General features: G+C 55.3%; 21 protein-coding genes. 10 read left to right on the forward strand and 11 right to left on the reverse strand.

The window, feature by feature from the left end:
• Both JTA15_RS04460 and yeaG read right to left on the reverse strand, forming a co-directional pair.
• Positions 1–1,263: YeaH/YhbH family protein (locus JTA15_RS04460; protein WP_219372902.1), on the reverse strand; the 1,263-nt coding region annotated here is incomplete at its 3' end.
• 99 nt (positions 1,264–1,362) lie between these two features.
• Complete coding sequence (gene yeaG, locus JTA15_RS04465) at positions 1,363–3,297, reverse strand: protein kinase YeaG (RefSeq protein WP_014169637.1); 1,935 nt, start codon at positions 3,295–3,297, stop codon at positions 1,363–1,365.
• 432 nt (positions 3,298–3,729) lie between these two features.
• Here yeaG and JTA15_RS04470 point away from each other — a divergent pair, with 432 nt between their 5' ends.
• Positions 3,730–4,479, forward strand: a complete 750-nt coding sequence (locus tag JTA15_RS04470; protein WP_014169638.1) for a MipA/OmpV family protein — start codon at positions 3,730–3,732, stop codon at positions 4,477–4,479.
• A gap of 91 nt (positions 4,480–4,570) precedes the next feature.
• Positions 4,571–5,425: an aldo/keto reductase gene (locus JTA15_RS04475; RefSeq protein ID WP_219372903.1), complete on the forward strand. Its 855-nt coding sequence runs from the start codon at positions 4,571–4,573 to the stop codon at positions 5,423–5,425.
• Positions 5,426–5,472: 47 nt separating this feature from the next.
• Here the strand turns inward: JTA15_RS04475 and JTA15_RS04480 are convergent, their stop codons facing one another.
• Positions 5,473–6,357 carry a D-hexose-6-phosphate mutarotase gene (locus JTA15_RS04480; protein ID WP_014169640.1) on the reverse strand — a complete coding sequence of 295 codons (885 nt, stop codon included), beginning with the start codon at positions 6,355–6,357 and terminating at the stop codon, positions 5,473–5,475.
• A 74-nt stretch (positions 6,358–6,431) separates the two neighbouring features.
• Positions 6,432–7,427: a glyceraldehyde-3-phosphate dehydrogenase gene (gene gapA, locus JTA15_RS04485; RefSeq protein ID WP_020884442.1), complete on the reverse strand. Its 996-nt coding sequence runs from the start codon at positions 7,425–7,427 to the stop codon at positions 6,432–6,434.
• Positions 7,428–7,768: 341 nt separating this feature from the next.
• Here gapA and msrB point away from each other — a divergent pair, with 341 nt between their 5' ends.
• Positions 7,769–8,182 (forward strand): peptide-methionine (R)-S-oxide reductase MsrB, encoded by a 414-nt coding sequence (gene msrB, locus JTA15_RS04490; protein ID WP_219372904.1) that lies wholly within the window; start codon positions 7,769–7,771, stop codon positions 8,180–8,182.
• Between the two features lie 56 nt (positions 8,183–8,238).
• Positions 8,239–8,502 carry a YeaC family protein gene (locus JTA15_RS04495; protein WP_153852331.1) on the forward strand — a complete coding sequence of 88 codons (264 nt, stop codon included), beginning with the start codon at positions 8,239–8,241 and terminating at the stop codon, positions 8,500–8,502.
• 55 nt (positions 8,503–8,557) lie between these two features.
• Here the strand turns inward: JTA15_RS04495 and JTA15_RS04500 are convergent, their stop codons facing one another.
• From JTA15_RS04500 to sppA, 4 genes are all read right to left on the reverse strand, one after another.
• Complete coding sequence (locus tag JTA15_RS04500; protein WP_219372905.1) at positions 8,558–9,817, reverse strand: glycoside hydrolase family 18 protein; 1,260 nt, start codon at positions 9,815–9,817, stop codon at positions 8,558–8,560.
• A 170-nt stretch (positions 9,818–9,987) separates the two neighbouring features.
• Entirely contained in the window at positions 9,988–10,629 is a 642-nt protein-coding gene (gene pncA, locus JTA15_RS04505) for a bifunctional nicotinamidase/pyrazinamidase (RefSeq protein ID WP_020884439.1), read from the reverse strand.
• Between the two features lie 9 nt (positions 10,630–10,638).
• Entirely contained in the window at positions 10,639–11,655 is a 1,017-nt protein-coding gene (ansA, locus tag JTA15_RS04510; protein WP_020884438.1) for an asparaginase, read from the reverse strand.
• Between the two features lie 63 nt (positions 11,656–11,718).
• The gene (gene sppA / locus JTA15_RS04515; protein WP_014169647.1) at positions 11,719–13,575 is read right to left on the reverse strand and encodes a signal peptide peptidase SppA; all 1,857 of its coding nucleotides are present in this window, start codon (positions 13,573–13,575) and stop codon (positions 11,719–11,721) included.
• A gap of 167 nt (positions 13,576–13,742) precedes the next feature.
• On the opposite strand from sppA, the gene JTA15_RS04520 reads away from it, so the two are divergent.
• From JTA15_RS04520 to JTA15_RS04530, 3 genes are all read left to right on the forward strand, one after another.
• Complete coding sequence (locus tag JTA15_RS04520) at positions 13,743–14,294, forward strand: NAD(P)H nitroreductase (protein WP_020884437.1); 552 nt, start codon at positions 13,743–13,745, stop codon at positions 14,292–14,294.
• Between the two features lie 116 nt (positions 14,295–14,410).
• A complete protein-coding gene (gene selD, locus JTA15_RS04525) occupies positions 14,411–15,454 on the forward strand; it encodes a selenide, water dikinase SelD (protein WP_020884436.1) in 1,044 nt (347 codons plus the stop codon).
• A 4-nt stretch (positions 15,455–15,458) separates the two neighbouring features.
• A complete protein-coding gene (locus JTA15_RS04530; RefSeq protein WP_020884435.1) occupies positions 15,459–17,366 on the forward strand; it encodes a DNA topoisomerase III in 1,908 nt (635 codons plus the stop codon).
• Between the two features lie 49 nt (positions 17,367–17,415).
• Here JTA15_RS04530 and gdhA read toward each other — a convergent pair whose 3' ends face one another.
• Positions 17,416–18,759 (reverse strand): NADP-specific glutamate dehydrogenase, encoded by a 1,344-nt coding sequence (gdhA, locus tag JTA15_RS04535; protein ID WP_047357298.1) that lies wholly within the window; start codon positions 18,757–18,759, stop codon positions 17,416–17,418.
• Between the two features lie 228 nt (positions 18,760–18,987).
• Here gdhA and JTA15_RS04540 point away from each other — a divergent pair, with 228 nt between their 5' ends.
• Positions 18,988–19,260 carry a YnjH family protein gene (locus JTA15_RS04540; protein ID WP_014169653.1) on the forward strand — a complete coding sequence of 91 codons (273 nt, stop codon included), beginning with the start codon at positions 18,988–18,990 and terminating at the stop codon, positions 19,258–19,260.
• On the opposite strand, the gene JTA15_RS04545 is transcribed toward JTA15_RS04540, so the two are convergent.
• On the reverse strand, positions 19,220–19,636 hold the full coding sequence (locus tag JTA15_RS04545) for a pyrimidine (deoxy)nucleoside triphosphate diphosphatase (RefSeq protein ID WP_219372906.1): 417 nt from the start codon (positions 19,634–19,636) through the stop codon (positions 19,220–19,222). The genes JTA15_RS04540 and JTA15_RS04545 overlap by 41 nt on opposite strands.
• A gap of 75 nt (positions 19,637–19,711) precedes the next feature.
• Between JTA15_RS04545 and JTA15_RS04550 the strand changes: the two genes are divergently transcribed.
• Both JTA15_RS04550 and JTA15_RS04555 read left to right on the forward strand, forming a co-directional pair.
• On the forward strand, positions 19,712–20,281 hold the full coding sequence (locus JTA15_RS04550) for a carboxymuconolactone decarboxylase family protein (protein WP_032677957.1): 570 nt from the start codon (positions 19,712–19,714) through the stop codon (positions 20,279–20,281).
• On the forward strand, positions 20,274–20,891 hold the full coding sequence (locus JTA15_RS04555) for a CDP-alcohol phosphatidyltransferase family protein (protein ID WP_219372907.1): 618 nt from the start codon (positions 20,274–20,276) through the stop codon (positions 20,889–20,891). The genes JTA15_RS04550 and JTA15_RS04555 overlap by 8 nt, the downstream gene beginning before the upstream one ends.
• Here the strand turns inward: JTA15_RS04555 and JTA15_RS04560 are convergent.
• Entirely contained in the window at positions 20,888–22,195 is a 1,308-nt protein-coding gene (locus JTA15_RS04560; protein ID WP_219372908.1) for a rhodanese-like domain-containing protein, read from the reverse strand. The two genes, JTA15_RS04555 and JTA15_RS04560, sit on opposite strands and share 4 nt — an antisense overlap.
• Between the last annotated feature and the right edge of the window lie 43 nt (positions 22,196–22,238).

A 22,238-nucleotide genomic window follows, 5' to 3' on the forward strand; every position in this document is an offset into this window, starting at 1 on the left:
TTGTTTATGGAACAGTTCCCTGAACACCGGATAGATATCATCCTGATCGCGGATATGCTGCATGGCAAAGTTATCGAACATCGATTGCAGATGTTCATACTCACGCCACAGCGTCTGGTGAGCACGGCGGGTAATTTCGATATAGCTGTAGTAACGCACCACCGGCAGAATTTTCTTCGCCAGAATATCGTGACACAGCGGGGAGTCATCTGCCCAGTTATCGCCATCTGATGCCTGCGCGGCATAGATGTTCCACTGCGCCGGGTCGTAACGCTCTTTCACCACTTCATCCATCAGTTTCAGAGCGCTCGACACGATGGTGCCACCGGTCTCCTGCGAGTAGAAGAACTCATGTTCATCCACCTCTTTCGCCTGAGTGTGGTGGCGAATATAGACCACTTCCACGTTCTTATAGGTTCTGCTCAGGAACAGATAGAGCAGGATATAAAAACGCTTCGCCATATCCTTGGTGGCCTGGTCCATCGAACCGGAGACATCCATCAGACAGAACATGACCGCCTGGCTCGACGGTTCGGGGCGTTTTTCGTAATTCTTGTAGCGCAGGTCGAAGGTGTCGATAAACGGTACCCGGTCTATTTTAGCCCGGAGTTCGGCTATCTCTTTGCGCAGGCGTTCCTCTTCCAGCAGTTGCGCTGGTTCAGTATTTTCCACCACCTTCAGGCTGCTTTCCAACTCGCGGAGTTCGCGCCGTTTACCTGCCGTCATGGCCGTGCGTCGCGCCAGAGAGTTCTGCAGCGAACGGACCACGCTGATGTTGGCGGGCACGCCGTTTGCGGTATATCCCGCGCGATGGGTTTTGTACTCGTTAAGCTGACGATGCTGGTTCTTTTTCAGATTCGGCAGCGCCAGATCCTCAAACAGCAGGTCGAGATACTCATCTTTTGAAATCTGGAAGACAAACTCATCCTGTCCTTCACCGTCCTGGCTGGCCTGTCCCTGACCGCTTCCTGAACCGCCCCCGCCGCCTTGCGGGCGCTCGATTCTGTCGTTCTGCACGAAGTGGTCATTACCTGGGTGTACGCGATGGCGCAGGCCGCCACGTCCCTGATGAAACATCGGTTCGCTGATGTCATCGGTGGGGATGGAGACAGATTCGCCGCTGTCGACGTCGGTCACCGAGCGTTTGTTGATGGCCTCGGAGATCGACTGTTTAATTTGCGCTTTATAACGGCGCAAGAAGCGCTGGCGATTTACCGTGCTCTTGTTTTTGCCGTTAAGACGACGGTCAATAAACCAGGTCATATATCCCCCGTACTGCATTTGCCAACTTGCAGTGTCCGGACGTGCCGGACATTTTTGTAGCCCGGCAGGCGTATGCGCTACCGGGCACTTGTACTTGTATTAAGACGATTTACGTACGCGCAGATACCATTCGCAGAGCAGGCGAACCTGTTTGCGGGTGTAGCCTTTCTCCATCATACGGTCGACAAAATCGTCGTGCTTTTTCTGCTCATCGGTTGACGTTTTGGTGTTAAACGAAATCACCGGCAACAGCTCTTCGGTATTGGAGAACATTTTCTTCTCGATTACCGTGCGCAGTTTCTCGTAGCTGGTCCAGTTCGGATTACGTCCGTTGTTATGCGCTCTGGCGCGCAGGACGAAGTTCACAATCTCGTTACGGAAGTCTTTCGGGTTACTGATCCCGGCCGGCTTCTCGATTTTTTCCAGCTCTGCGTTCAGGGATTCCCGATCGAACAGCTGGCCGGTATCCGGGTCGCGGTACTCCTGATCCTGGATCCAGAAGTCAGCATAGGTGACATAACGGTCAAAAATGTTCTGCCCGTACTCTGAATAAGACTCCAGGTAGGCGGTCTGGATCTCTTTGCCGATGAACTCCGCATATTTCGGGATCAGGTAGCCTTTCAGAAACTCAAGGTAGCGTTCAGCCTGTTCCTGCGGGAACTGCTCGCGTTCAATTTGCTGCTCCAGCACGTAGAACAGATGAACCGGGTTCGCCGCCACTTCCGCATGGTCGAAGTTAAACACGCGGGAGAGGATCTTAAAGGCGAAACGCGTGGACAGACCGTTCATCCCTTCGTCCACACCGGCGTAGTCGCGGTACTCCTGATAAGACTTCGCTTTCGGGTCGGTATCTTTCAGGCTTTCCCCGTCATACACACGCATTTTCGAGTAGATGCTGGAGTTTTCCGGCTCTTTCAGGCGCGAGAGAATGGAGAAGCGCGACAGCGTTTCCAGGGTGCCTGGTGCGCAAGGTGCGTGTACCAGCTCACTGTGGTTAAGCAGTTTCTCGTAAATTTTGATCTCTTCGGAGATCCGCAGGCAATAAGGCACTTTGACGATGTAGACACGGTCAAGGAACGCCTCATTGTTTTTGTTATTACGGAAGGAGACCCACTCAGATTCGTTTGAGTGCGCGAGGATAATGCCGTTAAACGGCAGGGCGGAAATACCTTCCGTACCGTTGTAGTTGCCTTCCTGGGTGGCCGTCAGCAGCGGATGCAGCACTTTAATCGGTGCTTTAAACATCTCGACGAACTCCATAATCCCCTGGTTGGCGCGGCACAGCGCACCCGAGTAACCGTAGGCATCCGGGTCGTTTTGCGCGTAGTTTTCCAGCTTCCGAATATCGACTTTACCCACTAGGGCGGAGATATCCTGGTTGTTCTCATCCCCCGGTTCAGTTTTGGCGATAGCAATCTGTTCCAGAATGGATGGCCACACCTTGACGACGCGGAATTTGGTGATATCCCCACCAAACTCGTGCAGGCGTTTTGCCGCCCAAGGCGACATGATGGTGCCAAGATAGCGCCGCGGAATACCAAACTCTTTATCCAGAATTTGCGCATCTTCCTGCGGATTAAACAGGCACAGCGGATGGTCATTCACCGGGCTGCGCTCACCGTTAGCGCTCAGCACATAAATAGGGACGCGCTGCATCAGTGATTTCAGACGTTCAGCCAGTGATGATTTACCCCCACCCACAGGGCCGAGTAAATAAAGGATCTGTTTCTTCTCTTCCAGACCCTGGGCGGCATGCTTCAGGTAGGAGACAATCTGTTCGATGGCATCTTCCATACCATAGAACTCTTCAAACGCCGGGTATCGGGCGACCACCCGATTCGAAAAGAGACGGGAAAGCCGAGGTTCCAGGGCAGTATCAACCATGTTTGGCTCACCAATAGCCATTAATAGCCGTTCTGCCGCATTGGCATAGGCACTGCGATCTTGCCGACAAATGGTAAGAAACTCCTGCAGTGTGAACTCTTCGTCCTTGGCAGCTTCATAACGCTGGCGATAGTGATCGAATATATTCATGGCATGCCGTCCTTTCGTTTTTTAGCACAGGATAAGAGCCGTTCGTATGAGTAGTGGAGGCTCCCGGAAGAGAATCTCTCGCACCTCACTGCCAGAGCAGCAACCTGTGTGCCAGGTCAGACGCTAAGAACCGCAGGGTGTTCAGAAAAAACTCTTCTTAATTTAAAGCGTAGATGGCATTTGCAAAACTTGCATGCCGATAAAATCTAATTTCAATGACATATCAATAACTCATCCAAAAATTTCCCCTGCTGTTTTAGGGTAAAAGCACGTTTTTCATTCAGTAGTCATATAAATGAAAGCAGGCTGTCACCTGAAAAGTTGAAAATAACGGGTTAATCAGACTGATTAGCAGGCAAAAAATTTTGGGATGTACGACAATGGCGGTTAAACTTCTCTCGCTGATTATTTGACTACAGGAAAGAATGGATTGTGACCAAACTCAAACTTCTGGCATTGGGCGTACTTGCCGCAACCGCTGTTAGCACCGCACAGGCGGCGGAAAGTCAGTGGACTGTTGGCGCGGGCGTTGGTGTGATTAACAGCCCATACAAACAGTATGATCGTGATGTTTATCCAGTTCCGGTTGTCACCTATGAAGGCGATAACTTCTGGTTCCGCGGTCTGGGCGGTGGCTACTATCTCTGGAATGATACGGCCGACAAGCTCTCCATCATGGCTTACTACGATCCGACGCACTTCAAGCCGGGTGACAGCGACAGCCATGCGCTTCGCCAGCTCGACAAGCGTAAGAGCACCATGATGGCGGGACTCTCTTATGTGCATAACACCGAATATGGCTTCCTGCGTACCGCGCTTGCGGGGGATACGCTGGATAACAGCAACGGTTTTATCTGGGATCTGGCCTGGCTCTATCGCTACACCAACGGTGCGTTAACGCTAACCCCGGGTATCGGTGTGCAATATAACAGTGAGAACTACAACGACTACTACTATGGTGTTTCTAAGAACGAATCCCGTCGTAGCGGTCTGAAGAGCTACAGTGCGGACGACGGCTGGGATCCGTACCTTGAGCTGACGGCGAGCTATAACTTCCTCGGTGACTGGAACGTCTACGGTACCGGGCGCTATGAGCGTCTGAGCGATGAAGTGAAAGACAGCCCGATGGTTGATAAGTCCTGGGCGGGCATATTCTCAGTCGGTGTGTCCTACAAGTTCTGATTGTGCATTAAAAGAGTGCAATCATTGCATCAAAACGGGGCGCTTGCGCCCCGTTTGCATTGGTGTGGTGCAACGAAAAAGAGGGGATGATATGAGCGTAAAAACCGTGACCTTTTCCGCAGGGCGTCCACTTCCGGCTATTGGACAGGGTACCTGGTATATGGGAGAAAAAGCCAGCCAGCGTAAATCCGAAGTGAATGCACTGCGGGCGGGCATTGATCTGGGGTTAACGTTAATTGATACCGCTGAAATGTATGCCGAAGGCGGAGCGGAAGAGGTGGTCGGGGAGGCCATTAAGGGCCAGCGCGACAACGTTTTTCTGGTATCAAAAGTCTACCCGTGGAACGCTGGCGGTCAGAAAGGCCAGGCGGCGTGTGATGCCAGTCTGCGACGTCTTGGGACAGACCATATTGATCTCTACCTTCTGCACTGGCGCGGTAACTATGGCCTGGATGAAACCATTACGCTGATGGAAAGACTCCAGCAGCAGGGAAAAATTGGCCGCTGGGGCGTCTCAAACCTGGATTATGAAGATATGCAGGCGCTGTGGCGTGAAGAGGGCGGTTCCGCCTGTGCCACTAATCAGGTGCTTTATCATCTGGCGTCACGGGGAATTGAATTTGATCTGCTTCCCTGGTGTCAGCAACAGGCGATGCCGGTGATGGCTTACTGCCCGCTGGCTCAGGCCGGGCGCCTGCGTTCGGGGCTGATGAACCATCCGGTCGTGAATGCCATCGCGCATAACCACCGCGCCACTGCCGCCCAAATTCTGCTGGCGTGGGTTATCCGCCATCAGGGTGTTATTGCCATACCGAAAGCGGCCTCGATTGAGAATGTTAACGCCAACGCTGGAGCGCTGGAGATAACCCTCACCGCGGAAGAACGTCACAAACTGGATAATGCTTTCCCGCCACCCACCCATAAACGCCCGCTGGATGTCGTTTAATCCTGACGCATGCCCCTCTCCTTTACAGGAAGAGGGGCGGTAGCGTATTAGCGCTTCACAATACTGATTGTCTGCCCTAAGCGAGACGGTTTTTCTTCGCTGGTTTTTTGTGGCGCAGTGACGCACGCCGTTTCCACACAGACGAAGGTTTTGTAACCGTCATCAGGCACGTCGGCCATACTGACAGAAAGTGCCGGGCCTGGGTTCCAGCCCACCACGTTGCTGTGATGGTGGTGTACCACTTCGATACCACGGTTCAGGGCGCTGTCGTGGATCACGTTGCACGCTTCCGGATGCAGGTAAACGCGGTCAGTACGGTCCGGGAACGTCTGAATGCCGTCGCTCAGTTTTCCTTCTTTCGCGTTATCCACTTTGTCGATAAAGGTATCGCCAAGGCCGCTCACCTTCACGGCGCTGATGTCACCAACGTTGAAATAGGTGTGCAGGGCGGAGGTGGTTTCAAATTCGCCGTGTGCTTCCAGTTCGATTTCGCAGGTTTTGCCCAGCTTGAAGCGTGCGTACAGGGTGAAATCGTGCGGCCACAGGGCACGGGTTTCCTCATTCGCCTGCAGCTCAAAGGTCAGTACCGCACCGTTATCGTCTTCATTGTGCGCTTTCAGCGTCCACTGCTGGTTACGGGCAAAACCGTGAGAAGGCAGGCCTTTCTCAGCGGAAGGACCAAACCATGGCCAGCAAATAGGCACGCCGCCGCGAATCGCATCCCCTTTTTTAAAGGAGGTCGCGTCGCTCAGCCACAGTGCTTCCGTTTCGCCTTCAGGTTTCCAGGAGAGCAGGTGTGCGCCGTTCAGCGCCACGGAGGCTTTTACGCGCGGGTGGTCAACGACGATGATATCCGCACCATCAATCTGGCGGCGGGAGAGCACAGGGGTAAGTTGTTCGACTACCGGAAGTGCAAAAATTTTATTAATCATTAAGCAATCCTCTGTCTAAAAACAATAAAAAAGGCGACCGAAGTCGCCTTTTTGGATCAAGAACTCATCTCAACTTATTTGGAGATGTGAGCGATCAGGTCCAGTACTTTGTTAGAGTAGCCGGTTTCGTTGTCGTACCAGGAAACCAGTTTCACGAAGTTGTCGTTCAGTGCGATACCCGCTTTAGCATCGAACACGGAAGTGCACACTTCGCCGTTGAAATCGGTAGATACAACGTCGTCTTCGGTGTAGCCCAGAACGCCTTTCATTGCGCCTTCGGAAGCAGCTTTGATTGCTTTCTTAATTTCTTCATAAGAAGCAGCTTTTTCCAGACGAACGGTCAGGTCAACAACGGATACGTTAGGAGTTGGAACGCGGAACGCCATACCAGTCAGTTTGCCATTCAGTTCTGGCAGTACTTTACCTACAGCTTTAGCTGCACCGGTAGAGGATGGGATGATGTTCTGAGCCGCGCCACGGCCGCCACGCCAGTCTTTGTGAGACGGGCCGTCAACAGTTTTCTGAGTCGCGGTGGTCGCGTGAACGGTAGTCATCAGACCTTCGACGATGCCGAAGTTGTCGTTGATTACTTTCGCCAGCGGTGCCAGGCAGTTGGTGGTGCAGGATGCGTTAGAAACGATGTCCTGGCCAGCGTAAGTTTCGAAGTTTGCACCACGAACGAACATTGGGGTGTTGTCTTTTGAAGGACCGGTCAGAACAACTTTTTTCGCACCCGCGGTGATGTGTTTACGCGCAGTTTCGTCGGTCAGGAAGATACCGGTAGCTTCAGCTACAACATCAACACCGATTTCGTTCCATTTCAGGTTAGCTGGGTCTTTCTCAGCAGTAACGCGGATGGTTTTGCCATTAACAACCAAGTGGCCGTCTTTCACTTCAACGGTGCCGTCGAAACGACCGTGAGTTGAGTCGTACTTCAGCATGTACGCCATGTATTCAGCGTCCAGGAGATCGTTGATACCAACGATTTCGATGTCAGAACGTTTCTGAGCAGCACGGAAAACAATACGGCCGATACGGCCAAAACCGTTGATACCTACTTTGATAGTCATATATTCCACCAGCTATTTGTTAGTGAATAAAAGGTTGCCTGTAAAATTACAAAAACCTTACGCAGCGTCAAGCGGAATCGTGTCAATCATTGCGACAAATCAATCCTGTGACTAACGTTTGTGCGACTGACTCGCCTCACTTTCCCTTTGAGCTAGCAACCACATGGGGGCTGCGCGCGGCATTTTAAAGTCCTCGCAGGATAAAAATGTGAACATGATCACAATTGCCTGACCGCCTTTTCGCGACACATAAGTTTAGAACAAAAGTGCACGCAAGGGTGTTAATGTTTTGTTAGAATCCGGGTTAAAAGGTGTCTGTTTCTACAGCGAGATGTAAGCATATGTCGAACCAACGTAACCCTGACGATTTGAAAAAAAACCTCACCAAAATGCAGTTTTACGTGACGCAAAATCACGGAACCGAACCGCCTTTTACCGGCCGTTTACTGCACAACAAGCGCGACGGTGTCTACCACTGTCTGGTATGTGATGCCCCGTTGTTCAATTCCCAAACGAAGTTCGATTCTGGCTGTGGCTGGCCAAGCTTTTATGAGCCGGTCAGCGACGATGCGATCCGCTACCTGAGTGACACGTCGCACGGCATGGTGCGTACTGAAATTCGTTGCGGAACCTGTGACGCCCACCTTGGACACGTCTTCCCGGATGGTCCTCAGCCGACGGGTGAGCGTTTCTGTGTGAATTCAGCGTCGATGAGCTTCACCGATGATGAAAACGGTGACCAGATCAAAGGTTGAAAAAACGATTCAGCAAATTATTCCTTTGAAAGGGAGAGATCGTGAATATTGATGACATGATTAGCGGTATGACGCCGGAGGTGTATCAGCGCCTGGTGACTGCTGTTGAACTGGGAAAATGGCCGGATGGTGTCGCGCTCACGCCGGAGCAAAAAGAGAACAGTCTGCAACTGGTGATGCTCTGGCAGGCGCGTAACAATACCGACGCGCAACACATGACTATCGACACTCAAGGCCAGATGGTGATGAAGAGCAAGCGCGAGCTGAAAGAGGACTTTGGTATCACGCCAAAGCCGATCGCGACGATAAAAATGCAGTAACGGTGGGGCGGCTGTCCTGCCAGCGCCCTCTCTCTGGAGAGAGGGCGTGCTTACCTTACTCTTTGGGTTTAATTCCCAGCGACTCGGCCAGCTGTTTCGCTAACTGGTTATTGTCATCCGCGCCGTACTCCCAGAACATCGCCCCGGCGAGACCTTTCTCCTTGATGTAATCCGCTTTGATGGCGACGGAACGCGGGTTCTCATAGGAAAGGGCAAACAGCGCCTTGCCGTCCGCCGCATTCACTGAAAGCCACGGCACTTGCGCCCGTTCGTCCCAGTGTTCGGTAAAACGCTTCTGCGGATCGTTTAAGAGCTTTTTCACAATATCGTTGTACTTCACATACGTATCTTTGGTCAGGTCGTAACCCAGTGACGCGAATAAGCCGGTTTCCTGAGGCCCAAAGTAGGGCTGGGTCACCGGATGGTTTTGCGCATCGGGTTTTGTCCAGTCAATACCGGGCTCCACGGCGCGTTTCGGCACGCGGCCGTAAAAACCAATCCCGAGGTTCATCTGCTGCGGCTTCAGCCCGGCCGCCAGATAATTGTTCACCACAAAATCCACGCTGTATTTATCTGCTGCGGCCACCGTTGGCCAGTCGCTGGAGTCATACAGATTGGCGTTGAAATACTGTGTGCCATACGCCATGTCGTAGGTCATCAGGTTGATGTAGTCGAGCAGCGGGGCAATGGCCTTCACATCCACCCAGCTTTTCGGACTTTCTGCATTTGCCCCCACCGCGATGGTGATCAGCTTTTTATGCCCGAAGGCGGCGCGCAATTCTTTCAGCAGTGCGGTGAAGTTATCTCGATCGGCTGGCGTGCTGGCCACCAGTCCCCATGCACCATTTACCGGGTATTCCCAGTCAAGATCGATGCCGTCGAGTGCATATTTTTCGACAATCTCCTGAGCCGAGCGGATAAACACCGCACGGCTCTCTTGGGTCGCGGCTGCGCCGGAGAAGCCACGCGCACCCCATCCGCCCACGGAGAGCAGCACTTTCAGGTTTGGATTTTGCTTACGCAGCGTCGGGATTAGCGCCAGATCGGCGGCGACTTTTGGCGACAGCCAGATCTGATGAAGTTTCGCCGGATCTTTCAGCGCAGCATGGGTTTCGTCTTTCTCATCGTTATAGACCAGACCAAATGAGTAGTTCAGGTGGGTAATCTGACGAACGTCGAGCGTATTGATATCACCACCGGGACCGGCGGTGACATCGCCACCGCCATTAAAATATCCCACAGACATCAGGGGAGTGGCGGAAGCAACTGACGCGCAAAGCAGGGGTAATGCTGCCAGCAAAGGCAAACGTTTCATACAAGTTCCTCTTTGACTTAACAAAAATAACCACGCCACGGAAAAGGCGTGGCGAAAAAACAGCCTGAAGAGAATAGCATTGCCGCTTCGCTGGTGATGCGAGGGAGTTCACTTTATGGGGAATGAGACGGGGCGTGCCGGGCAGCACTGTGGCTTGCCCGGCGAGAAGGTCAGGCGTGCGTTTCCAGCCAGTCTTCCAGGGTATACAGGGTGGCGCCTTCCGCGGCCATATCCATAAATGCCTGTGCGCTGTCCTGCGGTTGAATGTTCACCCCGCGACAGCCATCGGTGATGACGCTGACGGTATAGCCTAGCTGGAGGGCGTCCAGCACGGTGAACTTCACGCAGTAATCCGTCGCCAGACCCAGCACAATCAGTTCGGTGATTTCGTGATGGCGTAACCACCCGTCCAGCGCCGTTTTCTGGCGATGCCCGTTATCAAAGAAGGCGCTGTAGCTGTCAATAGACGGGTTTTCCCCTTTATGAAACACCGCGTCGATGGCCTTCTGATTCAGCAGCGGATGCAGCTGCGCACCTTCCGTCTGTTGCACGCAGTGATCCGGCCAGAAGGTTTGTGCCAGGCCGTCAAGTTCACCCTGAGTGAAGGGCTCAACGCCGTGCTGGCTGGCAAAACTGCCGTGATCAGCCGGGTGCCAGTCCTGGCTTGCGACAACTGCCTCACCCCGCGTTTTGCACCACTCAATCAGCGTATTCGCCACGTCTACGGTGCTGTCACCTTCAGCGACGGCCAGTGCGCCGCCCGCACAGAAATCATTTTGCAAATCGACCAGTAACAGGGCGCGTTGCGTCATGGTGCCTCCTTATTCGTCCGGCGTCAGTTCGCCGCGCAGGTTTTGCATCATCGCGCTGCGGATGGACTGAATGTCCAGATCCTGACTCAGTAAATAGTGAAGTTTAGTCAGCGTGGCTTCAACGGTCATATCGAATCCGCTGATAACGCCTGCATGCGCGAGGGCGTTACCGGTAGCGTAACCGCCCATGTTGACTTTACCGGACATGCATTGCGTCAGGTTAACCACCACGATCCCGCGCTCGCTCGCTTCCTGCAGTTCTTTCAGGAACTCGCCGTTCTGCGGGGCATTGCCCACGCCGTATGAGCGCAGGATCAGCGCTTTCACCGGCTGGCGCAGGAAGTTACGCACCACATCTGCAGAGATACCCGGGTAAATCGTTACCACGCCAATCGGTTGCGGCGTGATCGGATGAACAATCAGTTCGCCCGCCGTGCTCGGCGCAGGCGGGGTGCCCAGACGACGAATATGGATGCCCGCCTCCAGCAGCGGCTGCAGGTTCGGTGAGGCGAAAGCGTCAAAGCCATCGGCGTGCGCCTTCGTGGTCCGGTTGCCGCGATACAGTCGGTTGTTGAAGAACAGCGACACTTCGTTAATCGGGTAATTCGCTGCCACATACAGGGAGTTGAGCAGGTTGATCTGCCCGTCAGAACGCAGCTCCGCCAGCGGAATTTGCGAGCCGGTGACGATGACGGGTTTGCCCAGATTCTCCAGCATGAAGGAGAGTGCCGAGGCGGTAAACGCCATTGTGTCGGTACCATGCAGGATCACAAAGCCGTCGTACTGGTCGTAATGGGCTTTAATGTCGTCCGCGATATGCTGCCAGTCTTCCGGCGTCATATCGGAGGAGTCCATCAGCGGCTCGTATTCGTGGATGGTGAAGTCAGGCATTTCCGGACGGTGGAATTCAGGCATCAGCGCGAGCTGGCGCTGAAGGTGGCCGGAGACCGGGATATAGCCATTTTCAGAGCGCTGCATACCGATGGTACCGCCAGTGTAGGCTACATAAATCGATTTCTTCTGCATGGTAGTGAGTTCTTGTTCTTCAAAAGAAAAAAATCCCCTCTTCACGGGAAGAGGGGACGGTGTTTAACGGACGTTTGCACAGGTCAGACAAAACGCGTAACGGCTTTGTGGATCGTTAAAGGCCGCGAGTTTGTCGCTTTCCGCTTTCATCGCTTTAGCCGCCGTCGCGACTGGCGCAGGCAGATACGCCTGCAGCGCCTCAGGCAGCATGGCGCGCACGGAGCCGGACATGCTGTTCATCACCAGGTCAAAGAACGACGGCTCGTCCTGGTAATACTCAACATGCCACTGCTTGAGCTTCGCCAGCTCGGCGGCTTTCTTCACCGCGTCATCAAAGTCGCCCAGGCTGTCTACCAGACCATTATTCTTCGCATCCTGGCCGGTCCAGACGTGGCCCTGCGCAATGTCGTCGATCTGTTGCGGTGTCTTTTTACGGGACTCTGCCACCAGCGTAATAAAGCGCTTGTAGCCGTTCTCGATACTGAGCTGCATCATCTCAGAGACTTCAGGCGGCAGCGATTTGGTGACCGACACATCCGCCAGCGGTGAAGTGGCAACGCCATCGGTATGGACGCCCAGATAATCCAGGCTGTTTTCCACGGTGTTAATCACCCCAAAGATGCCAATCGAGCCGGTCAGCGTGCTCGGGTTGGCGACGATGTAGTTAGCCGGGGTTGAAATCCAGTAACCGCCCGATGCCGCCATTCCACCCATCGATACCACTACCGGCTTGCCGGCTGCACGTGCCGCGGCAAGTTCAGCGCGGATCACTTCAGAAGCGCTGACGCTGCCGCCAGGGCTGTTTACGCGCAGTACAATCGCCTTCACTTTCGGATCAAGGCGAGCATCACGGATTTGCGATGCGGTGGTATCACCACCCACGTTACCCGGCGTTTCCTCGCCGTCCATGATGGCACCATTAGCAAAGACCACCGCGACGCTGTCACCGCTGTCATCCGGCTTTTTGGTCGCATAATCGTACATGCTGATAGCGCTGAAGTTTTTATCCTCTTTGCTCCAGCCAAACTGTTTGCTCAGTGATTTTTCGATATCCGCGCTGGTGCCCAGCGCATCGACCAGTTTGTTATCCAGCGCATATTTTGCGGTATCACCATCAACCTTGCGCAGGCCTTCCAGCACGCCCTGCGCACCAGGGAACACCTGTTCAGCGGTTATCTGGCGGTTAGCGGCCACGGTGCTCAGATAGTTCTGCCATAGCTCACCAATCCAGCGGCTGTCCGCTTCACGGGCCGCAGGGGACATATCATCACGAATAAACGGCTCCACGGCGGATTTATAGGTTCCGACGCGGAAGACGTGGGTGGTGACTTTCAGTTTGTCGAGCAGCGATTTGTAATACAGACCGTTAGTAGCAAAGCCATGCAGATCGACCGTACCCTGCGGGGAGAGCCAGATTTTGTTGGCGAAGCTGGCCAGATAATACTGCCCCTGGCTGTAGCTGTCCCCGACCGCAATCACCGGCTTGCCGCTGTCACGGAATTCGCGCAGCGCTTTACCAATGTATTGCATCGAAGGCTGGTCGCCGCCGGCAAAATCTTTCAGATCCAGCACGATGCCGGTAATGTTGCGGTCGTCTTTTGCCTGACGAATGGTATCGACGATATCGAACAGGGAGTTTTCCTGAAGACGGTCTGATGTCGCGCCAAACAGCTGACGGCCAATAACGCCCAGACGATTGCTGGTGGACGGCTTATCGACGATGACGCCCGTGATATCAAGTAACAGCGCCCCGCGAGTCGAATGCTGCGCCTGATTTGCGTTGCTGATATGCATCCAGACGCCTGCGCAAACCAGAACCAGGAGGATGAAGAAGATATTCATCACCAGGTTGCGGACGAAGTTGAGCAGTCGCCACGTCCATTTAAAGAAACCGGCAATGATTCGCCAAAGGGTTCGCATGTATTCTCCCTAACCAGAAAATGACTGTTTCCGTCGCCACGGGACGGCAATGTGCGGTTATCGTAATGACCCAACCGTCACTTGTCAGCAGGAATCGCCTGCTACGCTGTAACAAAATCTGCCGCCGTGTTAATTTTGTGAGTAAATTTCAAGAAAGGAGTTAACCAATGGACGCACTTGAACTGCTTGTTAACCGCCGTAGCGCTTCACGTCTCACCGAGCCGGCGCCGGCAGGGGAGCAACTGGAGAATATTCTGTGTGCCGGCCTGCGTGCACCGGATCATGGTACGCTGCAGCCATGGCACTTCTTTGTGATTGAAGGTGAAGGCCGCGATCGTTTCAGTCAGATACTGGCGCAGGGGGCGGTTGCCGCAGGTCAGGATGAGAAGGGTATTGAGAAAGCCCGCAGTGCACCATTCCGTGCGCCGATGATCATCGCTGTCGTGGCGAAATGTCAGGCCGACCACAAAGTACCGGTCTGGGAGCAGGAAATGTCTGCCGGCTGTGCCGTCATGGCAATGCAAATGGCCGCCGTGGCGCAAGGGTTTAACGGTATCTGGCGCACAGGGCCCCTGACCAACAGCCAGCCGGTTCGCGACGGATTCGCCTGTGGCGAACATGATAAAATAGTCGGCTTCCTCTATCTCGGCACGCCTCAGCTTAAAGCCTCCGCCACCATTAATGTGCCGGACACCACGCCTTTCGTCAGCCGTTTCTGATAACGCGCGCTAAACTGTCTGGATTCTGAGCATCTGCTGCAGAATTCAGACAGTCATACTTACCTCTTTATGGAATGAGCGCTACCATAGCGCGATTGAGATGACAGGAGACGTCCATGAGCGAGCAAACCATTCGTTTAACGCAATACAGCCACGGAGCCGGTTGCGGTTGTAAAATTTCCCCAAAAGTGCTGGAGACCATTCTCCACAGTGAACAGGCGAAGTTTGTCGACCCGAACCTGCTTGTCGGTAACGAAACGCGTGACGATGCGGCAGTTTATGACCTGGGTAACGGCACCAGCATTATCAGTACCACCGACTTCTTTATGCCGATTGTCGACAACCCGTTCGATTTCGGGCGTATTGCGGCCACCAACGCCATCAGCGATATTTTCGCCATGGGGGGCAAACCGATTATGGCGATTGCCATTCTGGGCTGGCCGATTAACACCCTTGCTCCTGAAATTGCCCGTGAGGTGATTGAAGGGGGACGTTTTGCCTGCCAGCAGGCGGGGATCGCGCTGGCCGGGGGGCATTCTATCGATGCGCCGGAGCCGATCTTCGGTCTCGCGGTCACGGGCGTGGTGCCCACCGAGCGCGTGAAACGCAACAGCACCGCGCAGGCGGGCTGCAAGCTGTTCCTCACCAAACCGCTGGGCATTGGTGTCCTCACTACTGCGGAGAAAAAATCGCTGCTGAAGCCGGAACACCAGGGGCTGGCAACCGAGGTCATGTGCCAGATGAACCTCGCGGGTGCGGCCTTTGCGAATATCGATGGCGTGAAAGCCATGACCGACGTGACCGGTTTTGGCCTTCTCGGACACCTCTCCGAAGTGTGTCAGGGCGCGGGCGTACAGGCGCAGGTCTGGTATCAGGACGTGCCGAAGCTGCCGGGTGTGGAGGAGTACATTGCAGCGGGCGCCGTTCCGGGCGGTACCCAGCGTAACTTTGCCAGCTATGGTCATCTGATGGGCGAAATGCCTGAAGCGTGGCGCAATCTGCTGTGCGATCCACAAACGTCCGGTGGTTTGCTGCTGGCGGTCACGCCAGACGCTGAAGCCGACGTCCAGGCGACGGCCGCAGAGTTTGGTATTACCCTGACGGCGATCGGTGAACTGGTGACCGCGCGCGGTGGCCGACCGATGATTGAGATCCGTTAATTCAATGCGGTTGTTTATTGCCGAAAAGCCGAGCCTGGCCCGTGCCATTGCCGATGTGCTGCCGAAGCCGCATCGCAAGGGCGACGGCTTTATCGAATGCGGTAACGGGCAGGTGGTCACCTGGTGTATCGGTCACCTGCTTGAGCAGGCGCAGCCGGATGTCTACGACAGCCGCTATGCCCGCTGGAACCTCAATGACCTGCCCATCGTCCCTGAAAAATGGCGCCTGCAGCCACGGCCTTCCGTCACCAAACAGCTCAACGTGATTAAACGTTTTTTGCATGACGCGACGGAAGTCATCCACGCGGGTGACCCGGACAGGGAAGGGCAACTGCTGGTGGATGAGGTGCTGGACTATCTGGAGCTGGCGCCGGAAAAACGCCAGCAGGTCCAGCGCTGCCTGATTAACGACCTCAATCCGCAGGCCGTGGAGCGGGCCATTTCACGTCTGCGCGCGAACAGCGAGTTTATTCCGCTGTGCGTTTCCGCGCTGGCCCGCGCTCGAGCGGACTGGCTTTACGGGATCAACATGACCCGCGCCTACACCATTCTGGGGCGTAATGCCGGTTATCAGGGCGTCCTCTCCGTCGGGCGTGTGCAAACGCCGGTGCTGGGGCTGGTGGTGCGTCGTGACGAAGAGATTGAGAATTTCGTCGCCAAAGATTTCTTTGAGGTTAAAGCGCATATCGTCACGCCAAAAGACGAGCGCTTTACCGCCGTCTGGCAGCCAAGTGATGCCTGCGAATCGTATCAGGATGAAGAGGGGCGGTTGCTGCACCGTCCGCTGGCGGAGCACGTGGTCAACCGGATTACCGGTCAGCCTGCTATTGTCACCAGCTATAACGATAAACGGGAATCAGAACCCGCGCCGCTGCCGTTCTCGCTTTCCGCGCTGCAGATTGAAGCGGCGAAACGCTTCGGTCTGAGCGCGCAGAACGTCCTTGATATCTGCCAGAAGCTCTACGAAACCCACAAACTCATTACCTATCCGCGTTCTGACAGCCGGTATCTGCCGGAAGAGCACTTTGCCGGCCGTCACTCGGTGATGAACGCCATTGCCGTTCACGCGCCGGATCTGCTGCCACAACCGGTTGTGAATCCGGACATTCATAACCGCTGCTGGGATGATAAAAAGGTGGATGCCCACCATGCGATTATCCCGACGGCGCGCGCCAGCAACGTTAACCTCACGGAAAACGAAGCGAAGGTGTATAACCTGGTGGCTCGTCAGTATCTGATGCAGTTCTGCCCGGACGCCGTGTTCCGCAAATGCGTGATTGAGCTGGAAATTGCCAAAGGGAAATTTATCGCCAAGGCGCGTTTCCTGGCGGAGGCTGGCTGGCGCACGCTGCTTGGCAACAAAGAACGTGACGAAGAGAATGACGGCACGCCGCTGCCGGTGGTCGCCAAAGATGACGAGCTGCTGTGTGAGAAAGGCGAAGTGGTTGAACGCCAGACCCAACCGCCGCGCCACTTCACCGATGCGACACTGCTCTCGGCAATGACCGGGATCGCCCGTTTTGTTCAGGATAAGGATCTGAAGAAGATCTTGCGTGCCACCGACGGACTGGGCACAGAAGCGACCCGTGCGGGCATTATCGAGCTGCTGTTTAAGCGCGGTTTTTTGGAGAAAAAAGGGCGCTATATCCACTCGACTGAACCGGGGCGCGCATTGATCCACTCGCTGCCTGAGCTGGCCGCAAGGCCGGACATGACGGCACACTGGGAATCTGTGCTGACGCAAATCAGTGAAAAGCAGTGTCGCTATCAGGACTTTATGCAGCCGCTGGTGGGGACCTTATACGAGCTGATTAACCAGGCGCGTAATACGCCGGTGAAGCAGTTCCGGGGGATGGTTGCACCGGGTGGTGCGCCGAAGAAACCGTTCAAAAAGAAAAAAAGCGCAGCCTGATGTGCTTTCGGTTGTCGCCCTCTCCCAACGGGAAAGGGCGACAGCGTGCTTAGATAACCCCTTGCCCCATCATCGCATCCGCGACCTTCACGAACCCGGCGATATTTGCGCCACGCACGTAGTTGGTTTGCGATGCCTCACCGCCGTACTCGACGCAGGCGTGGTGAATATCCAGCATAATGTGGTGCAGACGCGCATCCACTTTCTCTGCCTTCCAGCCGAGGCGCGCGGCGTTTTGCGCCATCTCCAGGCCAGAGGTCGCCACGCCGCCGGCGTTCGCGGCTTTGCCCGGCGCAAACAGCACGCCGGCCTCAAGGAACAGATCGGTCGCTTCGATGGTGGTTGGCATATTCGCCCCTTCGGCCACGGCCTTCACGCCGTTGGTAATCAGGGTGCGTGCGGCCTCGGTATCCAGTTCGTTCTGGGTCGCACATGGCAGGGCGATATCGACCGGCACGCCCCACGGCTGTTTACCTTCGAGCCAGGTCAGACCAAATTCACGGGCATAATCCGCCAGACGGCCGTCGCGGCTGGCTTTAATGTCGCACAGGCGTGCCAGCTTCTCGGCCGTAAAACCGGCTTCATCCACCACGGTACCGCGTGAATCTGACGCGGTAACCACGCGGGCACCAAACTGCATCGCCTTCTCAATAGCGTACTGAGCCACGTTACCGGAGCCGGACACCGCCACGCGCATACCTTCAAACCCTAAGCCGTGGCGCTTCAGCATCGCCTCGGTAAAATAGACCAGCCCGTAGCCGGTGGCTTCCGGACGGATCAGGCTGCCGCCAAAGGAGAGCCCTTTGCCCGTAAAGACACAGGCGCTGTTATTCGAAAGCTTTTTCATCATGCCGGCCATAAAGCCCACTTCACGCGCACCGACGCCGATATCGCCCGCCGGAACGTCAGTATCGGGACCAAGATGACGATAGAGTTCGGTCATCAGCGCCTGACAGAAACGCATCACTTCGCCTTCGCTTTTGCCTTTCGGATCGAAATCACTGCCGCCTTTCCCGCCGCCCATTGGCAGGGTCGTAAGGGCGTTTTTAAACGTCTGCTCAAAGCCGAGGAATTTTAAAATCGACAGATTCACGGAAGGGTGGAAACGCATCCCGCCCTTAAACGGGCCGATGGCGGAATTAAACTGCACGCGCCACGCGCGGTTAACCTGGACCTGATTACGGTCATCTACCCAGGTCACGCGAAACTGGATCACGCGCTCCGGCTCCACGAGGCGCTCAAGCAGTGACATCTGGCGATAACGCGGGTTTTCTTCAAGGAACGGCCACAACGTGGTCATGACTTCACGTACGGCCTGCGCAAACTCACTTTGATGCGGGTCGCGCTGTTGAACATAAGAGAGGAAAGCTTCCAGAGAGCGTGTCTGATCCATAGATATAAGAACCCCTTATATTATTTTATGTATATTGCTTATACGAATTGTGTTGTTTTTTTGACTATACCATCCGTACCGCTTTGTGAAGCAAGCAGAAATGCATGCCGAAAGGGAAATTAATCAGCGGGGCTGCGTCATAACCAAAAGCGATGGCGAGATAAATTAAAGGTTCTGCGCCGGTTTACCGTTATAGTCTTTATCAGGGCACAACAGGAAGATAAGTCTATGAACCGTTACGTGATAGCCGCGTTATGTTTGATGTTTACCGCAGGCGCGCAGGCAGACCGCATTCGCCCGGATGTGGACGTGAATGTGCCGCCGGAGGTGTTCAGCTCCAGCGGCCAGCGAGCGCAGCCGTGTAACCAGTGCTGCATCTATCAGGATCAGAACTATTCGGAAGGGGCGGTGGTAAAAGCGGACGGCATTCTGTTGCAGTGCCAGCGTGATGAACGCACCATTAGCACGAATCCGCTGGTCTGGCGCCGCGTAAAACAATAAACGCCTCCAGCAGCGGGATGTCCGCAGGCGCTAAGTTGAAACCAAATGCGTCTTCGGGCGTACACCACACCAGCGCACTGTGGTAATGCGCCGTCAGCGCGCCGCTGAACGCCGGAACGTGCCAGGCGTGAAGGTTGATTAACCGCTGTGACACCTCACGCTGATGGCTTGCCACATACTCACCTGGCTGCGCGTGGATGCCGAGCTCTTCGTGCAACTCGCGGACAAGCGCCTCGGGCTGCGTCTCACCGGCTTCTACTTTTCCGCCTGCGAATTCCCACATGCCCGGCTGGTCGGCATGAGCCGGGCGCAGGGCCAGTAAAATTTTGTTGTCTTTTTCGATGATTGCCGCAACGACATCGACTGTTTTTAGCATGGTCGTCAATACTTGTTAGCGAAAAACACCATATTATCGTGCCCTTTCTAAGAGTCCAGCCATCAGGAGAATCAGGTGAAAGAGACGTCCACCTGGGTAGATCCCATCGCCACCCTTCCGGTCAGCATAAAACCGATTGCCGCCATGCAGAAAAAACACTTTGGTGCCGTGCTTAACCCCACGCGCTGGTGGGGAAGGATGCCACGTCTTTTCTGGCTGGTGGCATTGTTCGTCGGTTTTCTCGAACGTCGTCACGCGCGCCTGTCGCCGGTGCTTCGTTCGCTGTTAATGACCCGGGTATCGCAGCTTTGTCACTGCGCTTTTTGTATCGATGCCAACAGTTTGCGCCTGGCGGAGCGCTCGGGCGCATTGGATAAGGTTCAGGCCGTCAACGCGTGGCGTGATTCCGCTCTTTTTAGCGAAGAGGAGCGTGCGGCGCTGGCCTATGCCGAGGCTGTCACCGCGACGCCGCCCCGTGTGGATGACGAAATCAAAAGTGAGATCACACGCCATTTCAGCGAGGACGCGATCGCCGAAATGACGGCGCTGATTGCGTTTCAGAATCTCTCTGCACGCTTTAATGCCGCGCTGGACATCCCGGCGCAGGGGTTATGTGCCACGTTTAAAGAGGATCCCCATGCTTGATCGTCATCTGCACCCGCGGATTAAACCCATGCTCAACCGACAGGTGTCAGTACTGGATAAGCCGGGGATCACGCCTGACGGATTAACCCTGACCGGGTTTGCCATAGGCGTGCTGGCCTTACCGTTTCTGGCCCTCGGCTGGTATTCGGCGGCGCTCGTCGCCATCGTGCTGAATCGCCTGCTGGATGGTCTGGACGGTGCGCTGGCGCGCCGGCGCGGGCTGACGGATGCGGGAGGCTTTCTTGATATCGCCCTCGATTTTCTGTTTTACGCGCTGGTTCCCTTCGGATTCGCGCTGGCGGCCCCCGCAGAGAATGCGCTTGCCGCTGGCTGGCTGTTGTTTGCCTTTATCGGTACCGGGAGCAGTTTTCTGGCATTTGCCGCGCTGGCAGCGAAACACAACATCGACAACCCCGGCTACGCGCATAAGTCGTTTTACTATATTGGTGGGTTAACGGAGGGGACGGAGACGATCGCGCTGTTTGTGCTGTGCTGCCTCTTTCCGGCGCACTTCAGCGTGCTGGCGTGGATATTTGGCGCGTTGTGCTGGCTGACCACCACAACGCGCATCTGGAGCGGGTATGTGACGCTGAAGTCACTTACCCGTTAGCGTGAACTTTCTGGCCCGCGTTTTCCGCTGGAGACGGGATTCTGTGGATGACTGCTCCACTCGTACCAGCCGCCGTCATAGACGGCGACATTTTTCCAGCCCATCGCCCGTGCGTACATAAACGTCTCGGACGCACGCCAGCCGGTGCCGCAGTAAAACGCGACGTGCTGTTCCGGCAGGATGTTCCAGGTTTTCCACATGGCGGCGATGTCGTCAGCGCTGCGCATGGTGCCATCCGGATTATGGAAATCTTCCATATGGGTGGCGTCGCTACCGGCATGACCCCAGCGGGCACCGGCAATTTCACCTTTTGGCTTGATGTAGCTGTAGCCGCTGGTTTCGCCGATGAACTCCGGCCAGGAACGAATGCTGACCAGCGACGCGTCCTGGCGATGCAGCATCCCGCGTGCTTGCGCCATATCCACCATCAACTGCGGCTGGCCAGGGATCGGTGCACCAAAATCGGGGGCGGGCTTCACGTCTTTGGGCATTCCCCGTTCAACCGGCAGACCCGCGTCAGACCAGGCTTTCCAGCCGCCATCAAGAATGCGGACGTCCTTCACGCCCGTATACAGCATGATCTGCGCCACGCGGGCGGCGGCATATACGTCACGGCCATACAGAATGACGGTCGTATCGTGACGGATCCCGTGCTTCGCCAGCATCGCTTTTAGCGTGTCGTCAGAAACTTTATTCCACAGCGGTTCGCTTTCCACTTCGTTGGTATCAATGTAGCCGGCACCGGGAATATGGTTCAGCAGATAAAACTTCGGCGCGCCCCATGCGGCTTCAATGACTTTCCAGTCGCCCGTCGGCGCGGCAGTGACGGGTTTACCCTGCTGAAGCTGGTGGATCCACTCCGGGTAGACGAGTTGTTCAAAGTGCGGCAAACGCTGCAGACGCTCAGGTACCTGCAGGGCATCGTTGAGCACGGAAATCTGGTGGTAGCCAGCTTTTTCCAGCCGCGCTTTGACCGCCTGATTATCGGCGTCGCGACCGTAGAGCGCGATCGTCATGGCCGGCGTAAGCTGGTGCTGTCTGGCCCAGACGGCAATCTGGTCATCGCTCATCGCGCCAAGCCAGGAGGCGGAAAGGTTAAGTGCGGCGGGCTCATGCCCGGAGGGCGCGCTCAGCGTTTGCGGCCAGCCGTTGTAAAACGCGCTGGCGCGGGTGTCGATCACCGCGCCGTGTTGTGCCTGAAGTTGAGACAGCGTCATGGCGTGCGGCATATCAGCAGCCAGAGAGGAAAATGAAGCGAGGCCGCACAGCATGGCCAGCGCGGTCAGTTGAGAAACACGTTTCATCGAATAACCTGACGTCAGTAAAAGAGGGGGGCATTGTCGTCTC

It is taken from the genome of Enterobacter sp. BIDMC 29 (genome assembly GCF_019378755.1).
Classification (GTDB): Bacteria; Pseudomonadota; Gammaproteobacteria; order Enterobacterales; family Enterobacteriaceae; genus Enterobacter; species Enterobacter ludwigii.

Bases quoted from the DNA above. Each gene is read 5' to 3' on its own strand.
- yeaG (WP_014169637.1), bottom strand. From the start codon at position 3,297: ATGAATATATTCGATCACTATCGCCAGCGTTATGAAGCTGCCAAGGAC.
- JTA15_RS04475 (WP_219372903.1), top strand. From the start codon at position 4,571: ATGAGCGTAAAAACCGTGACCTTTTCCGCAGGGCGTCCACTTCCGGCT.
- JTA15_RS04480 (WP_014169640.1), bottom strand. From the start codon at position 6,357: ATGATTAATAAAATTTTTGCACTTCCGGTAGTCGAACAACTTACCCCT.
- gapA (WP_020884442.1), bottom strand. From the start codon at position 7,427: ATGACTATCAAAGTAGGTATCAACGGTTTTGGCCGTATCGGCCGTATT.
- msrB (WP_219372904.1), top strand. From the start codon at position 7,769: ATGTCGAACCAACGTAACCCTGACGATTTGAAAAAAAACCTCACCAAA.
- JTA15_RS04495 (WP_153852331.1), top strand. From the start codon at position 8,239: ATGATTAGCGGTATGACGCCGGAGGTGTATCAGCGCCTGGTGACTGCT.
- JTA15_RS04500 (WP_219372905.1), bottom strand. From the start codon at position 9,817: ATGAAACGTTTGCCTTTGCTGGCAGCATTACCCCTGCTTTGCGCGTCA.
- pncA (WP_020884439.1), bottom strand. From the start codon at position 10,629: ATGACGCAACGCGCCCTGTTACTGGTCGATTTGCAAAATGATTTCTGT.
- ansA (WP_020884438.1), bottom strand. From the start codon at position 11,655: ATGCAGAAGAAATCGATTTATGTAGCCTACACTGGCGGTACCATCGGT.
- sppA (WP_014169647.1), bottom strand. From the start codon at position 13,575: ATGCGAACCCTTTGGCGAATCATTGCCGGTTTCTTTAAATGGACGTGG.
- JTA15_RS04520 (WP_020884437.1), top strand. From the start codon at position 13,743: ATGGACGCACTTGAACTGCTTGTTAACCGCCGTAGCGCTTCACGTCTC.
- selD (WP_020884436.1), top strand. From the start codon at position 14,411: ATGAGCGAGCAAACCATTCGTTTAACGCAATACAGCCACGGAGCCGGT.
- JTA15_RS04530 (WP_020884435.1), top strand. From the start codon at position 15,459: ATGCGGTTGTTTATTGCCGAAAAGCCGAGCCTGGCCCGTGCCATTGCC.
- gdhA (WP_047357298.1), bottom strand. From the start codon at position 18,759: ATGGATCAGACACGCTCTCTGGAAGCTTTCCTCTCTTATGTTCAACAG.
- JTA15_RS04540 (WP_014169653.1), top strand. From the start codon at position 18,988: ATGAACCGTTACGTGATAGCCGCGTTATGTTTGATGTTTACCGCAGGC.
- JTA15_RS04545 (WP_219372906.1), bottom strand. From the start codon at position 19,636: ATGCTAAAAACAGTCGATGTCGTTGCGGCAATCATCGAAAAAGACAAC.
- JTA15_RS04555 (WP_219372907.1), top strand. From the start codon at position 20,274: ATGCTTGATCGTCATCTGCACCCGCGGATTAAACCCATGCTCAACCGA.
- JTA15_RS04560 (WP_219372908.1), bottom strand. From the start codon at position 22,195: ATGAAACGTGTTTCTCAACTGACCGCGCTGGCCATGCTGTGCGGCCTC.